We start from the raw sequence: 15,522 nt of genomic DNA, 5'->3' as shown, positions 1-15,522 counted from the left end.
GCGTACCCGCGCCTTAAGAAGGACCTTTCGCCGCACGAGCTCGGCGATGTTTACACGCCGACAGATACAGAGCTTCGCTTCGCCCAACGTCACTGTAAACGTACCAGCGCCTCGTATCTCGGATTACTGGTGCAGCTGAAACTGGTTCAAAGGCTGGGGCGCTTTGCCACACTGGGCGAGGTGCCAGACGTTATCCTCAACCACATCAGAGCTCACAGTCGTTCCCGAACATCTCGTAAGGAACTGCAGACCTATTTCGCCTCGGGCGCGAAAATTCGGCACGTCAAATTCATTCGCCAGTACCTGAAGATTCGACCTTTCGATAGCGAAACAACGGGTGTTCTGGTGCGGGGCTGGGCGCTGGAGGCGGCCGCCACCAAAGAGGCATTGGCCGATATCATCAATGTCACCCTGGAGTACCTGGTCAAGGAGAAGTACGAGCTGCCCGCTTTTAGCGCTCTCGACCGACTATGCCAATCGGCGCGCCGAGAAGTCAATAACAGGTACTATGATCAACTCTGCGGCTATCTGACGGCCGGAGGTCGCCAGCTCATCGGGCAAATGCTCCGATCTGCCGGTGGAGCGAGTGGTTTTGGCTGGAACACCCTGAAAAACGAGCCCAAACGGCCTACGCCTCGAAATATTCAGACTTACATCACCTATCTGGAATGGCTGACGTCCCTGCAAAATAGCTTACCCGTGGATCTGGGGTTGCCGCCTGTCAAACACCGGCAATTCATCAACGAAGCCAAGGCTCTCGACCACGCTGAGCTGATGAAACTCAAGGCGAGCAAACGCACGGCACTGATGATCGTGCTGATTCGTCATCAGTATGCCCAAACCCTGGACAAGGCCGCTGAGATCGTCATCAAGCTCCTTCAGAAGATGGATCGCACGGCGGAAAAGAAGCTGGAGGAGTATCTGGCTCATCACCAAAAGCAGACGGACCGGCTCATAGCTATACTGTCCGGTACCGTCCAAATATATCTGGACAAGCCGGAAACAGTAACCGCGTTTGATCCTGTGTTGGGCAAGGACAGCGAGCTGATCTTACAAATGTGCGAACAGTACATGGCCTATGCTGGCAACAACTACCTGCCCTTCATGGTGCCGCTGTACAAAAAGCAGCGAGCCACGTTGTTCCGTACGATCGAGATACTAAACCTCGCGTCGGCCACCGAAGATAAAGATCTCCTTAAGGCTTTCCGATTTATCCTCAAGCACAAAAAGCGCCGCACTGAAACCCTGTGCATTCTAAGTGACCCCGATTCACCCTCAAGTAAGAACGTGCTGAACATCCGGTGGATTCGAGATAAATGGTGGAAGCTGGTAACCGGCAAGTCCACGAAGTCTGCAACTGTTACCCATGTCAATAAACTGTGCTTCGAACTATGCGTATTCGAGCGAATCGCGGAGGAACTGAGCACGGGTGACTTGTTCATCCCTTACAGCGAAACCTTCGACGACTATCGCGAGCAAATGATCACTTGGGAAGAGTACGAGGCCGGGTTAGGACCGTACTGCGAGCAGGTAGGCCTGGTCGCCGGGGCTCCCGCCTTCACACAGGCATTGAAAAGCGCCATGACAAACTCTTGTCAGAAAGCGGATCAGCGTTTTCCGGATGACGAACTGGTTCGTATTGAAAATGGGAAGCTTGTTATTGGTAAAGCCAAAACCGATGATCCGCCGCCCGAAATTGAAGCCATTTCTGCCTTGCTTAAAGATCGCCTGGAGAAGATTAACCTGCTTGATCTGGCCATCACCGTGGAGAAATGGCTTAATTTGAATCACCAATTCGGACCGCTATCCGGCTTTGATTCACGTATCGACGACCCTTTTCTACGCTTTGTACTGACGTTGTTCTGCTACGGAACCAACATCGGACCGACAGAAACGGCCCGGTCAGTGAAAGGCATATCCCGCAAACAGATCGCCTGGATCAGTCTCAAAAGGACGACCGAAGAGCGCCTTGATAAGGCCATCGCCAAGGTCAACAACGCTTACAAGAAGTACGGCCTAATTGAGTGTTGGGGCTCAGGCAACAGCGTTTCTGCTGATGGCAAGCTTTGGGACCTGTACGAGGACAATCTGCTGTCTGAATACCATCTGCGATACGGCAGTTACGGGGGTATCGCTTACTACCATGTCTCCGATACCTATATTGCATTGTTCAGCCGGTTCATTCCGTGCGGTGTTTACGAGGCCATCTACATTCTCGATGGTCTCTTGAACGACAAATCCGACTTCAATCCGGATACCGTGCACGGCGACACTCAGGCGCAGTCAACGCCGGTGTTCGGGTTGGCCTCCCTGCTGGGCATTAAACTGATGCCTCGCATCCGCAACATCAAAGACCTAACGTTCTACAAGTCAGACAGGGGACTGGTGTTACAGCATATCCAATCGCTATTCAGCGATCCCATTCGGTGGGAGCTCATTCAGACGCATTACCCCGATATGATGAGGACCGCCATGTCGGTAAAAACGGGCAAGATCACCGCGTCGACCATTCTCAGGCGATTTGGCACCAAAAACCGCAAGAATAAGCTGTACTTTGCATTTCGGGAACTGGGAAGGGTCGTCAGAACCATGTTTTTGCTGGACTATGTTACCGACCTTGACCTGCGGAGGACGATTCAGGCCGCCACATGTAAGAGTGAAGAGTTCAACGAATTTGCGCGCTGGTTGTTTTTTGCCAACGGTGGGAAGATCAGCGCAAACCTCAGGCATGAGCAGAGCAAGATCGTGAAATACAATCACTTACTTGCCAATGTTGCGATTCTTTACAACGTGAATGCAATGACGGAGGTCTTTAACCAATTGAAGGCAGAAGGGCACAGCATTACCCGAGAGCACATGGCCAGCTTCTCGCCATACCACGCAGAGCACCTTGGTAGACTGGGCAGCTTCGAAATTGATTTGTCCAAGAAATTTAAACCAATGGCTTTCGAGCTGGAGATCGAATAACGGGAAAATGGTTTTGGATCAATCGCTTACGAGGCTAGTGGCTGAATTTTACAGTTTTACCGGCCGGACCTCCACAGGGGTTTACACGGTCACCGAACCAGGGGGCTCTTGGGCAACGTGAATGTATAACGGTGCCGGGAGAGAGGCGCTTCGACACCTGCTTCATACGTCTCTACGAGTACCTTTCCTGATGCAGTCACCTGGAACACCCGGAACATTGGGGTGTGTCGCGTTTCATCCGGGATCTTGGTTCGCTCCAGGGCGGGGATGTGTAAATAGTGGACCTGGCCGATCTTGTGGGAATGGTTCACACGGTCCATATCCATATGCAGGTCACCGGAAATGACGGCCGCCAGGTTAGGCTGCGCTACCACCTCGGCAAAGCCCGGGTGAGTGACCCCCTTATCGGCACGCTCAGGATAAACACCTGCCTGCGCGGCGTGTACCACCAGCAACACAGGCTTATCCTGCAGGCGTTGCAGTTGTGTGAGAATCCAGTCTATACCGTCATCGTCAAAGTCTCGTCCATGGTCGGGAGACGCAAAGACCATGGCCAGTGAATCAAACTCCAGAACGTAGCTCGGCTTTTCTATAGTGTTTTTACCGGCAGTCCATTGATTGGCGTACTCCAGATAGCGCTCTTCAGTGCTGCCATGCTCTTCGTTGCCCATAATAGGGTAGAAAGGCAGGGACAGTTGTTGCAGCACGGGCGTGGCGTTCTCGTATTGAATCAGTGTGCCTTTATGAGCGATGTCACCAACGCCCACAACGAAGTCCAGGTGTTGCGGGTCAGCCAGCTCATTAACATGGTGAACAGCCGCTTCAAGTCCAGGAAACTCTGCCTTGGGTTTGGGCTCCGCGTCTCCAAGTACTGCGAAAGCCAATACCACCTCGGTATCCTCGCTGGTGGTTGCGGGATGGGAGGCGCAAGCCACAAGAGTGAACAGGGAAGCCACGAGGGCGCTCGTAAGCATGGTTCGAAAGCTGTTTGTCATGTCTAAGCCTTACGTCTATGAATGGGCGAGCCGACTGTAGAGGCTTATTATGTCAATCCAATGACAAATCAGAGAATCCTGTCCGCCGCTTTATGTCGGCGAACTGGCGCTGCTTTCATCACAAGGCTTAGCCCTGCTGGCTGTTCGTCATCTGCTCGCAATATTCCTGAAGCTGTTTGGGAAGATTGTCCGGACACACACCACACTTTCGGTTACCCGGCACGGCGTAATCGATAAACTTCGGGTAGGGCAGGTTCAGGTTGTTCATGATCTCCCGAAACTCTTCCAGACTCTTGTTTTGCCCCAGCCGTTCGTTGCGGTCTTTCTCCTGCGCAATCGTGGAAACCCGGCGCTTGTGATAGTCGTGCGCGGGATAGACCAGGTAATCATCCGGCAGCGCGAACAGCTTTTCCGTCACGCTGTTGTACAAGGTATCGGCGTGGCCGTTTTGGAAGTCGGTTCGGCCGCAGCCTTCGATTAACAGCGCATCACCGGTCAGCACGCGGTCCTGAAAAATGTAGGCGAAATGCCCGTCGGTATGGCCGGGCGTATGCAGGGGGTTCAGCGTGATGCCGCCGACCTGAAAAGGCGTGCCGTCCTCAATTCCGACATCGGTACACGGCAGCCCATCGATAGCGGGCGTGGCGATTTTACTGCCCACCTTTTTCTTCATTTCCAACGCCGAGGTAATGTGATCGGCGTGGATATGGGTGTCCACCGTGTAGGCCAGTTTCATGCCCAGCTTGGAAAGCTCGTGCAAATCCCGGTCAATAGCATTCACCACTGGATCAACCAGAATGGCCTGTCCGGTTTCCTCGCAGCCAATGAGATAAGTGTAGGTGCTGGAAACCGGTTCATAGAGTTGCCGAAAAATCATAAATAGCGCTCCTGTAAAATGTGGTACATCAGTGCCCCGACGGCCATGGAGGCCACGAATCCGAATACCGGTAACAACCCGCTGGCCAGTGCCGTCAGAGCCGGCCCGGGGCATAACCCGGCCATCCCCCAACCGACGCCAAACAGTATGGCACCGGTAATCAACCGGCCATCAATATCCCGGCGATTGGGCACATAAAACGTGCGATCAAAAAGCGGGTGAGGGCGCTTCAGAATCAACCTGAACATCGGAAAAGTCACCAACACGGCGCCCCCCATGACGAAGGCCAGGGTAGGGTCCCATTGGCCGGCTACATCCAGGAAATTGAGCACTTTTGCCGGGTTCACCATTTGCGAAACGATCAGTCCGACGGCGAACAGAACGCCGCACCCGAAGGACAGAAGAATCCGTGCCTTACTACTATCGTGTCCTTGGCTATTATCGTGTCCTCGGCTATTATCGATCGCCATGTTCAACCTCCGATCACGTGACGGACCACAAACGTGGTAATGGCCGCCGATAGCATAAAGGTGACCACTGCCACCATGGAGCGCGGCGACAGACGGGCAAGACCACACACACCGTGGCCACTGGTGCAACCGCTGCCGAGCCGACTGCCAAAGCCCACCAACAAGCCCGCCACAATCATCACCGGCCAGGACACTTGCAAATCCACCGGCAACGGGTCGCCGGAGGCGAGACGCCACACCAGCGCGCCGACCAACAGCCCCGCAATGAAGGCAGCACGCCAGCCAAAGTCCCCTTTACTCGGAGTCAATACCCCGCCAAATATCCCGCTAATGCCGGTAATTCGGCCAGAACCCCACAGCATCAGTACGCTGGCAATGCCAATAAACAGGCCGCCGATGAGGCCGGTGACCGGTGTGAATTCAGTCATGAGAAGAGGGCTCCTGATTGTGATAGGTCATGTTCGTTACCGCTTGCTCGGTGCTTAAAAACACCTGGCCCGGCGCGAGCCACCGGTACAGGTCGTGATGCTCCAGTCGATCCATCACCGGCCCCTTAACGTCGCTCAGGTGCAGCGTTATTCCGGCACTGCGAAGGCTGTGGGCCAACTGTTCAAGTGCCTCAATCGCGCTGTAGTCGATGGTGTTCACCGCGCTGCACACCAGCACCAGGTGTTTGATGTCCGGCTGCTCAGCCACCTGCTGCGCCACGTAGTCATCCACATAATGAATGTTGGCAAAGAACAGGCTTCTGTCAACGCGCACCAGCAACAGCTGAGGCCAGGTTTCGACAGGGTGGCGGCGAACGTTGCGAAAATGATGCGTACCGGGAACACGCCCGACGATGGCAATGTGCGGGCGGGTGCCGCGCCACAAAAACGTGGCCGTGGCCACGCCGACCCCCAACAGTAAACCCAGCTCAATGCTCAGCAGTAAAACGCCCAGAAAGGTAACGAGAACGGTGCAGCCATCGGCTTTATCGTAACGCCAGGCACTTAAAAAGCCGCGCCAGTCGAACAACGACGCCACCGCCACCACAATAATGGCGGCCAGCGCGGCCTTGGGCAAATAGTAAAAAAGTGGAGTGAAGAACAGCGCAACGAGAGCGACCAGGCACGCCGTTACCATGCCCGCCAGCTGCGTTTGGGCGCCCGCTGAAAAATTAACGGTGGACCGACTGAAGCCACCCGCCACCGGCATACCGCCACTGAACGACGCCACCACATTCGCGGCGCCCAGTGCAACAAGCTCCTGATTATTGTCGACTTTTTGCCGACGCCGGTAAGCCAGCACCCGGGCCACAGAAATGCTTTCCACATAACCAATCAGACTGATCATAATGGCGGCGGGCAATAAATCGAGTACGCGGTCAACGCGCAGAAAATCCCATTGCGGGATCGGCAGACCGGCGGGAATGTCACCGACAATGGCGACACCCCGGTTCTGCATATCCAGTGCGGCCACCAACGCTGTTAACAACACGATCACAGCCAGCGGTCCAGCACGGGATAACAGAGTCGCCGTCTCGCCCGCCATCCCCAAACGGGTCAGCAGGGCAATCAGCGGACGGCGCGACAGCAGCAAAAGCGCAATGCCCGAAATGCCGAGAAGGGCCGTCAGGTAATGCGACTGCGGGACTTCGGCGAACGCCACCATGGCCATAGCGAACCCCGAGCCCGTGGACGGTACGGACACCGCTAGCAGATTGCCGAACTGACTGAGAATAATCAGCAGCGCGGCCCCACTGGTGAACCCGGAAAGGGTGGGGTGGCTGATAAAGTTCACCAACACATCCAGCCGCAGGGCCGCCATCCCCAGCAGAATAACGCCACTCATGGCCGCCAGCAGAAGCGCATCCGCCAGATAGGTGGCGTCGGAACCCGAGCCGCTGGCCGATAATGCGTCCGCCACCAGCAATGCCGCGACCGATACCGGCCCCACGGACAAGGTTCGGCTGGTCCCCAGAAAAGCATAAATCACCGGCGGCAAAATACTCGCGTACAAACCCACCTGAGGCGGAAGCCCCGCCAGAATCGCATAGGCCAGCCCCTGGGGCACCAGGAGCACGGCGGTAATGAAACCCGCCAGCAAATCATCGGGCAGCTGCTGGCGCTGGTAAGCGCGCATCCAACCGGATGCGGGAATGAACTGTGCCAACCGATCCGCTCTCACATTTCCTGCCCTGTTCACCGAATTCATATCAGGTTAGTATACCCCCTGGGGTATAGTCAACTGCTGGAGTCCACCCGTGAAAAACAGCCCAAAAACCAAAGAATCCCGCCAGAAAGCGCTGCTGGCACGTCTCTCCCGCGTAGAGGGGCAAATACGCGCCGTGCGCCGAATGATTACCGAGGGCGAGTCCTGCGAAACAGTGGCGCAGCAACTGGCCGCGTCAAAGACCGCCATGAACAAAGCCTTCTGCGAAATGATGGCCTGCGCCATTGAACACGAGGTGGCCGAAGACTGCGCACTGGACGAAGCGGCGCAGGAAAAGATTGCGAGATTGACGGCGATGTTGACGCGTTATGGGTGAGGGGGGGCTAATACCTAACCTCGTTACACGGTCAGGGGGATACGTAAATTAGATATCCAACCTGTTCTTTTCTTTACTGTGAGAGCGGTGTATTTAATTTGTCTGAGAAATAGCGCACAATTTAAACAGAAAGGCATTGTTTCATGCAATGAAATAACATTATTTTCTTATAAATCAAAAGGTTATGATGCTTTATAAATGAAAGAATAACTCGAGGCCAGATCTTCTGAGTCGTGCATGCATTCTTATTTTCGTTTCACCGTGAAAAGTGTGGGCTATAAATACTGGCTTGGTTCGTCCGCTTTCGACCCAAAGCGGACGTTTGAAAATTATATTCTTCAGCCTAAATAACCTGTTTCTGATAGCTAACGGGATTCTAAAATACCCAAACATATCAAGAGAAAGAATAAGTGATTAAACCAAACTGGGACAGTTTTAAAGTTAAGTTCAGCGAAAACCCTCAATCGAATTTTGAGTGGTTCTGTTATTCACTGTTCTGCCAAGAATTCAAGGCTCCGGCGGGCATTTTTAGATATAAAAACCAGTCTGGAATAGAGACTAATCCGATCGCTAAGGGCGAAGAAGTAGTCGGCTGGCAATCCAAATTCTATGACACTAAGTTGTCAGACCATAAGTCTGAGCTGATAGAGATGGTTGCCAAAAGCAAAAACAATTATCAAGACCTAACAAAGATCATTTTCTACACCAACCAGGAATGGGGACAAGGTAAGAAGGAAAATGATTCAGAGACCAAGAAAGCAGTCGAAAATAAAGCAAAAGCATCAGGCATAGAGATAGAGTGGAGAACAGCAAGCTTTTTTGAGTCTCCATTTGTAACAGTTGATAATGAGATATTTTCAAAACACTTTTTCTCCCCAGATAAAAGCATCTTTGATCTATTGGAAGAGAAGCGGAGGCACACATCGAATGTTCTGAGTGAAATTCAAACTGATATGGGTTTCAACGATAAAAAGATCGAGATAGACAGATCTTATCTCTTAGAGAGTCTGCGTGAAAACATGGATCAAAAGCAGATTCTCATCGTAAGCGGCGTGGGTGGCGTCGGGAAAACAGCGATCATCAAGAAGCTTCACGAAATAGAGAAAGATAGTATTCCTTTTTATGTCTTTAAGGCTAGCGAATTCAATAAGGACAGTATTAGTGACCTATTTAAGGAATATAGCTTAGAGGATTTTTCAGCCGCTCACCGAAAGGAAACACACAAAATCATTGTCGTTGATTCTGCTGAAAAGCTTTTGGACTTGACCAACACCGATCCTTTTAAGGAATTCCTAACGATTTTAATAAAAGATAGTTGGAAAATAATCTTCACCACTAGAAACAACTATTTGTCAGATTTGAATTATGACTTTATTGATATCTATAAGATAAGGCCAAGCAACTTTAGTATAGGCAATCCGAGTCAGAAAGAATTATCAGAAATAGCATATGCAAATGGTTTCAACCTTCCTAAAGATGTGAGGCTGTTAGAGCTGATCACAAATCCTTTCTATCTGTGCGAATATTTAAAGTTCTATACTGGCGAGAATATCGACTATGTAAGTTTCAAAGAAAAGCTATGGAACAGGATAGTTGTTAAAACGAATCCGGCCAGAGAACAATGTTTCTTATCAACGGCGTTTCAGAGGGCTGGTGAGGGGCAATTCTTTGTCACCCCATCCTGCGATTCGAAAGTTTTAGATGCATTAGTCAATGACGGAATTTTTGGTTATGAGACAGCTGGCCACTTTATTACACACGATATTTACGAGGAATGGGCGTTAGAAAAGAAGATTGCCGTCGAATACATACGCAAGGTGAACAACAAGGACTTCTTTGAAAAGATCGGAGCGTCTCTGCCAGTCCGTCGCAGTTTTCGAAATTGGGTGTCAGAACGTTTGCTATTCGATTGGCAGTCCATAAGGAAATTTATAGTCGAAGTAATTCAGAGTGATGACATCTCCAACTTTTGGAAAGATGAGCTATGGATATCCGTCTTGCTCTCCAACCACTCAGAAATAGTTTTTGAATCGTTCAAGGAAGATTTGATTAGTAACGATCAGAGATTGTTAAAAAGACTGACCTTCTTGCTAAGGTTAGCTTGCATGGAAATTGATTACGATATTCTCAAGCTACTGGGAGTTAATGACTCAAACCTTCTTTCCATTAAGTTCGTATTGACCAAGCCGAAGGGAATGGGCTGGGAGAGCGCGATTCGTTTCATCTACGATAATTTAGACGAGATAGGTGTCAAAAATATTAACTACGTATTGCCGGTGATACATGAGTGGAACAAAAAATCCAAAGAGGGTGAGACGACCCGGTTATCTAGCCTGATAGCTCTTAGGTATTATCAATGGACCATCGAAGAGGATGTCTATTTGTCTCGGGGGGACTATAAGGAAAATTTATTACAAACTATCCTCCATGGGGCAGGCATGATTAAACCGGAGATAGAAGAAATATTCGGAGATGTTATAAAAAATCGATGGAACAACCATAGAGATCCATTTTGCGATTTAATGAAAGCAATCCTGACAGATATGGATTCTCAGCCTGTCTGGATAACTCTTCCAGAATATGTCTTACAGATTGCTGATCTGTTTTGGTATTGTCAGCCTCAGAAAAAAGGAAGTTTTTATAGTAGGATGGACGTTGAAGATGAGTTTTGCCTGAGTGGCTCTCATCACGATTACTTTCCTGAAAGTCCGTATCAGACCCCCATCTATTGGTTGCTACAGTCAGCGCTACAAAAAACCATCGATTTCATTGTGGATTTTACAAATAAGACAACGGAATGTTTTGCTCACTCTCGACTTGCTGGAAATGAAATAGAAGAAATTGATGTGTTTATCGAAGAAGGGGAGTTTGTCAGGCAATATATATGCAACCGGTTATGGTGTTCGTTTAGAAAAGTTTTTTCTTGATCACTGGAAAGACGTGGATTCCGAAATATTGGAAAGCTGGCTTCTTTATCTTCTGCGTAATACTAAATCAGCATCCATTTCAGCAGTGGTGACAAGCATTGTGCTGGCTTTCCCGGAGAAGACGTTTAATGTCGCTAAAATACTTTTCCAGACAAAGGATTTATTCCATTTTGACATGAATAGATTAGTGCTGGATCAGTCACACAAGAGCTTACTTATTTCGCTGAGAGATAGTTTTGGAGGCGCAAACTACAAGAATGCTCTCCATGAACAAGCCAGAATAAAGGCTTGCGATGATCCTCACAGAAAAAAATCTCTTGAACAGCTTGCTTTGAGTTATCAGGTTTTCAGAAGTGAGGATACTTCTGAAGAGGAAGCTGAGAAAAGGCAGAAGGTTTTATGGGATATCTTCGACAAATACTATAGCCAGCTTCCAGATGAAGATCAAGAAACCGGGGCTGATAAGACCTGGAGGATTTTCCTGGCGAGGATGGATCGCCGAAAGATGAAGGTTTCCACCGAAGAGAAAAAAGGGGGGGTCGAGATATCTTTTAATCCGGAAATTGATCCTAAGCTCAAGGAGTACAGTGAAGCATCATTAAAGAAAAGTACCGAGCCGATGAGATACACTTCTCTGAAGTTATGGGCAAGCTATAGAAAGGACAAGGACGAACGCTCTAAACAATATGAGCAGTACGAGAAGGACCCTCAACTAGCCTTAAAAGAAACCAAGGAAATAATCGAGAGGCTCAATTCGGGTGCTGATGAAAGTTTCAATTTATTTAATAGCGCCATACCGGCGGATGTTTGCTCCATCCTGATTATTGAGTATTTTAATCAGCTTTCAAAAGAAGAGAGAGAATACTGTAAAGATATTGTTTTGGAGTATTCGAAGATGCCACTGATGCCTAATTACCGATATCAGATATCAGACGGAACCACGTCGGCCATTTCAGCGTTACCAGTAGTATTTCAGAATTTTCCAACGGAGCGGGATGGCATAAAAGTATTATTACTCCTAACATTGTTTGATGATTACCCTATTGGTATGGGAGGGGGTAAGTATTCTATCTATCCTAGTATGGCGATTCATAAGTTATGGGATTACCATTTTGAAGATATGCAGTCTCTCTTGATTGGATATTTTATGCTCAAACCAAAGTATGAAGATTTGAGAATAAAAATTCGCAATGAGGGCTACGAAAAAGGAGTCTATGACATTGACGAACAAAAGCTCAGCGAGAATTTCTTCAAGGAGTATGAACACGACCTGCAAAAAGTAATCGGAAATACGGTTTCGATAGATGACTTAAAGGAGCTTAATAAAACTGATCTACATATATTAAATACGGGTTTTCAATTGATTCCCATGAAAACGGACAATGCTATACATAAACAGATTGCGTTATCCGTAATCGCCACATTTGCAGCTCCTCTGTTATCTCGTGAGCGAGAAGATAAAATAGACTATTCAGTCCGCCATGCCTTTTTGGAAAGGTTTTCGTATTTTGTTCTTAATGCTTCAGAGCAAGACATTCCCAATTATTTGAAACCATTTCTTGATGAATTCAACGGATCGGAGCCTATCTCGGATTTATTTAACGAATTCATTTTAGCTGAAGATAGATTGGATACCTACGATAATTTCTGGAAGGTCTGGAATCTATTTTTAGAGAAGATGGTTAATCTTTGTAAGGATGGGGATGGATACTGGTATGTGGATAGAATTATAGAAAGCTATTTATTTGCACGAGTTCCTTGGAAAGAAACAGCTACTGATTGGCATACATTCAAAGATAGCAATAACCAATTTTTCTCAAAAATAGTCAAGAATATTGGTCATTGCCCATCAACGTTGTACGCTCTGGCTAAATCGCTGAATAACGTCGCTAGTCGGTATCTCAATCCCGGTATAGCCTGGTTGTCTGAAATGTTGACTAACAACGAAGGATTGTGGGAAGCCAAGCTCGAAGCCAACACAGTTTATTACCTAGAAAGTCTCGTCAGAAAGTATATCTACAAAGAGCGTGAAAAAATTCGAAGGACAAAGCAATTGAAAGAAGAGGTTTTGGTAATATTGGAATTCTTGGTAGAGAAGGGTTCTGTCATCGGGTATATGTCACGAGAGAACATATTGTGACACCCTAAATCAGGAATGTCCGATTAACAAGTGCCTTATAGTGATAATATTAATAGAAGCCATATTGAAGTTTCCCTTTGATCAACAAAGAATGTCCGCTATTGGCCGAATGCAGCCAGTTAGACACTCTTGAATGTAGGAAAGACGGCCTGTAAGCACCTGTGCACAGAAAACGCCGAGTTCAGGGCCAGACCTAACCTCTGAGAGAGCAGCAAAAGGCGGTAGGGCAGTGTATCGGGAATGAGCGCTGAACGCTTTTTAGCGAGGACATGAACGCATGGTCGAACTGATACAAGATCGGGTAATTTTGCGCTGCAAAACCATGTAACTTATTGTCACATAAGGTGTTTTTCCCATAATACGCTTTTCAAATGGTGGTGAGACCGAATCTCAGTCTCACATTGAAATGACATAGCAAGGGCTTGCATTGTTTTAAAGGACAACACATTATTTAACATAATATACATTATGCGAATGTATGGCGCATCGGCAGGAACCCTCCAGCCCCAGACTGTTACCCCTTTCTACTGCTGGACTAGCTCGCGGGCCTGCTGGAGGAGTTTCTCTCGGGATTCGTCCCGGGGAAAAATGGAGTTTAGCGCCTTGAATGGTTTCCGAAACTGCCTGCCAATAAAAATCAGTGGAATCCCTATGATCGCACCGACCACGGTCAAGCTGATCAGCACGCCCGCCACAATAAGAACCATTCCTAGTGCGTGGAAGCCAGAGTTTTCTTGTGAATTCACCGTGAAAAAACCTTTCGGCATCCCCTCCAGCCAGCCACTGATGCCCTTGGTGTGATTTCTGTAGGCAAGGCAACCGACGAACCCAGCGCCGTTATTTTCCTCACAGATGAGTGAGATATCATCCCCAGTGCTTAGTGACCAGTATTGGCTGATCGACAGATGATAAACGCCAGGCTTATCGCGTAGTTCTATATGAGTCTGCGTTTTGGTAAGTGGCTTATAGGATTTAACGATTCCGCGGGTTTCAGTTAGTCGTTGATCGGGCATTCAAATATCCGTGTCTTTCAGGGGGTAATCGGTGTCGATTGGTATTTTAATGATTCTTGCGCCAAACGGCAAAGACATCAGAATGTGCTTGGTCGTAGCACCTTAAGAAAAACCGCAAGAAAATGGGCATGCAACAACTATGGTACGAGCTATAGTCAAATCTGGTGTACAGCCTTTTCAGCGTGCCCCTGCTGTCGATCCGGCTCTACACGTTCACCATCCTTGAATTTAACTCCCTGAATGACATCGGCTAACAGCTTGTAGCCTCGTAACCGCCGCCATTTTTTCTGGGCCGCGACGATGAGTTTGTACGCCATGGCCTTGGTGCGCTTCAAGTACGGTGGCACCAGGCTGCTGTTGAACTTGATACCGCTGCCGGAACGGTCCCGCACCTTGGGCACTTTGACCGGTAAATCTCCAAGTCCGGTCTGCACCGTGCGCTCCGGCAAATAGCCGTTGCGCACAACCGCTTGCCTGCCCTCCACCCGGAGGTCTGAATGCTGATCCAGAAGCTCGGCCAGCTCCGCCTCAACGGCCTTTGCCAACAGTTGCTGAGCGCCGTGCTTGAGCAGCTCATTCAGCGGGTCTTGGGCTGGCGTTTTCAGGTCAAGAATATTACCATCGATCATGCGGTGTATCTCCTGTGTTGATTGTTGATCCGCCAAGATCAATCAACAGGATACACCGCTTCTTTTCTCAGCTCATACACCAGAAATCATCATAGCTCCTTGGCTTTGCGTTGAAGTTTGATTGCAGCGGTCGGATCGGATTTGGGCTTTATTTTTTCTTTGAGGTTTGTGGTGAGTGCTTTGCGCGTTCCTGTTTAAGGATAGCAATAGGTTTGACTTTATTCTAGGTTTTAGTACTATCTTCGACAATCAAGCTCATTTTTTTGGTTTTGGGTCATGTTTAAGAACAGACAGATCTTCATTTGGAGGACCTCTCCAGCTTTTCCCGTCTAACCCGAGTGCAGAACGCACTCGGCCCCTCTTCTATACGCAACAGCTAAACTGTTTATCCCAGCTCAGTCGTTAGTGGCTTTTGTAAATTTCGCCCAAGCATACCATTACCTCGGTAATATGGTACGTGCTGGCCGAGTTGTAGCCAAAGATGGCGGCCACCGCCGCCACCTGTTATACCCCTGGTGAAACACTATGTTCAAACCCATCAACACGACCGCCGTTCTGTGTCGAAGCGATTACGAGTATATTAAAAACCATTTAACAAGATCTTCTATATGCGATTATTGGCGTATCAAACTCGCCCACTCTACGGTAGTTAGCGACGACCTCTACTCCCATCATTTGGTCAGAATAGGGTCCATCGTAGAGATTAAAGACCTAGGAACAGGAAGCATAACCACTTTTGTGGTGACGGCCAAACGAGGCAATCCAGAGCTCATCACTTCAAGCCGACATCCGGTAAGCATCTGTTCGTCACTTGGGTTTACCCTTATCGGAATGCGTTTGGGGGAAGAAATCATCTGGACTTTGCCAATAGGGGAAGAAGAACGTCCTCTAAGGGTTTCAGGCGTCAACTTTGATAAATATCAAAACGAGAAAGAATGACCATCTGGAGAAATACGTTGGCTTGCACTGGTTAC

The 15,522-nt window shown here is 48.8% G+C and carries 10 protein-coding genes and 2 pseudogenes; 5 read left to right on the top strand and 7 right to left on the bottom strand.

What is annotated here, in order from left to right:
- Nucleotides 1–9: 9 nt before the first annotated feature.
- A pseudogene (locus tag ACQCLF_RS11945) lies at nt 10–2,967 on the top strand (Tn3 family transposase); the annotation flags it as partial.
- Nucleotides 2,968–3,056: 89 nt separating this feature from the next.
- On the opposite strand, the gene ACQCLF_RS11940 reads toward ACQCLF_RS11945, so the two are convergent.
- The 5 genes from ACQCLF_RS11940 to ACQCLF_RS11920 form a co-directional block, all read right to left on the bottom strand.
- A complete protein-coding gene (locus ACQCLF_RS11940; protein WP_426987548.1) occupies nt 3,057–3,962 on the bottom strand; it encodes a metallophosphoesterase family protein in 906 nt (301 codons plus the stop codon).
- 127 nt (nt 3,963–4,089) lie between these two features.
- Nucleotides 4,090–4,839 carry an MBL fold metallo-hydrolase gene (locus ACQCLF_RS11935; protein WP_426987546.1) on the bottom strand — a complete coding sequence of 250 codons (750 nt, stop codon included), beginning with the start codon at nt 4,837–4,839 and terminating at the stop codon, nt 4,090–4,092.
- Nucleotides 4,836–5,309, bottom strand: coding sequence for a DUF6691 family protein (locus ACQCLF_RS11930; RefSeq protein WP_426987544.1), 474 nt, complete (start codon nt 5,307–5,309; stop codon nt 4,836–4,838). The genes ACQCLF_RS11935 and ACQCLF_RS11930 overlap by 4 nt, the downstream gene beginning before the upstream one ends.
- Nucleotides 5,310–5,311: 2 nt before the next feature.
- Entirely contained in the window at nt 5,312–5,737 is a 426-nt protein-coding gene (locus tag ACQCLF_RS11925; RefSeq protein WP_426987542.1) for a YeeE/YedE family protein, read from the bottom strand.
- Complete coding sequence (locus ACQCLF_RS11920; protein ID WP_426987540.1) at nt 5,730–7,478, bottom strand: SulP family inorganic anion transporter; 1,749 nt, start codon at nt 7,476–7,478, stop codon at nt 5,730–5,732. Before ACQCLF_RS11920 ends, ACQCLF_RS11925 begins: the two co-directional genes overlap by 8 nt.
- A gap of 76 nt (nt 7,479–7,554) precedes the next feature.
- Between ACQCLF_RS11920 and ACQCLF_RS11915 the strand changes: the two genes are divergently transcribed.
- From ACQCLF_RS11915 to ACQCLF_RS11905, 3 genes are all read left to right on the top strand, one after another.
- Nucleotides 7,555–7,839, top strand: coding sequence for a metal-sensing transcriptional repressor (locus ACQCLF_RS11915; protein WP_426987538.1), 285 nt, complete (start codon nt 7,555–7,557; stop codon nt 7,837–7,839).
- A gap of 410 nt (nt 7,840–8,249) precedes the next feature.
- On the top strand, nt 8,250–10,766 hold the full coding sequence (locus tag ACQCLF_RS11910; protein ID WP_426987536.1) for a hypothetical protein: 2,517 nt from the start codon (nt 8,250–8,252) through the stop codon (nt 10,764–10,766).
- A complete protein-coding gene (locus ACQCLF_RS11905) occupies nt 10,708–12,906 on the top strand; it encodes a hypothetical protein (protein ID WP_426987534.1) in 2,199 nt (732 codons plus the stop codon). The genes ACQCLF_RS11910 and ACQCLF_RS11905 overlap by 59 nt, the downstream gene beginning before the upstream one ends.
- Nucleotides 12,907–13,430: 524 nt before the next feature.
- On the opposite strand, the gene ACQCLF_RS11900 is transcribed toward ACQCLF_RS11905, so the two are convergent.
- A complete protein-coding gene (locus tag ACQCLF_RS11900; protein ID WP_426987532.1) occupies nt 13,431–13,919 on the bottom strand; it encodes a DUF5362 family protein in 489 nt (162 codons plus the stop codon).
- A 311-nt stretch (nt 13,920–14,230) separates the two neighbouring features.
- Nucleotides 14,231–14,548, bottom strand: a pseudogene (locus ACQCLF_RS11895) (transposase); the annotation flags it as partial.
- A 525-nt stretch (nt 14,549–15,073) separates the two neighbouring features.
- On the opposite strand from ACQCLF_RS11895, the gene ACQCLF_RS11890 reads away from it, so the two are divergent.
- Complete coding sequence (locus ACQCLF_RS11890) at nt 15,074–15,487, top strand: hypothetical protein (RefSeq protein ID WP_426987530.1); 414 nt, start codon at nt 15,074–15,076, stop codon at nt 15,485–15,487.
- The last annotated feature ends 35 nt before the right edge of the window (nt 15,488–15,522 follow it).

The organism is Marinimicrobium sp. ARAG 43.8 (assembly GCF_050113635.1).
Classification (GTDB): Bacteria; Pseudomonadota; Gammaproteobacteria; order Pseudomonadales; family Cellvibrionaceae; genus Marinimicrobium.
This window is presented reverse-complemented; position numbering and strand designations above follow the sequence as displayed.

Excerpts from the sequence above, each read along its gene's own strand:
- ACQCLF_RS11940 (WP_426987548.1), bottom strand. The coding sequence starts at position 3,962 with ATGACAAACAGCTTTCGAACCATGCTTACGAGCGCCCTCGTGGCTTCC.
- ACQCLF_RS11935 (WP_426987546.1), bottom strand. The coding sequence starts at position 4,839 with ATGATTTTTCGGCAACTCTATGAACCGGTTTCCAGCACCTACACTTAT.
- ACQCLF_RS11930 (WP_426987544.1), bottom strand. The coding sequence starts at position 5,309 with ATGGCGATCGATAATAGCCGAGGACACGATAATAGCCAAGGACACGAT.
- ACQCLF_RS11925 (WP_426987542.1), bottom strand. The coding sequence starts at position 5,737 with ATGACTGAATTCACACCGGTCACCGGCCTCATCGGCGGCCTGTTTATT.
- ACQCLF_RS11900 (WP_426987532.1), bottom strand. The coding sequence starts at position 13,919 with ATGCCCGATCAACGACTAACTGAAACCCGCGGAATCGTTAAATCCTAT.
- ACQCLF_RS11890 (WP_426987530.1), top strand. The coding sequence starts at position 15,074 with ATGTTCAAACCCATCAACACGACCGCCGTTCTGTGTCGAAGCGATTAC.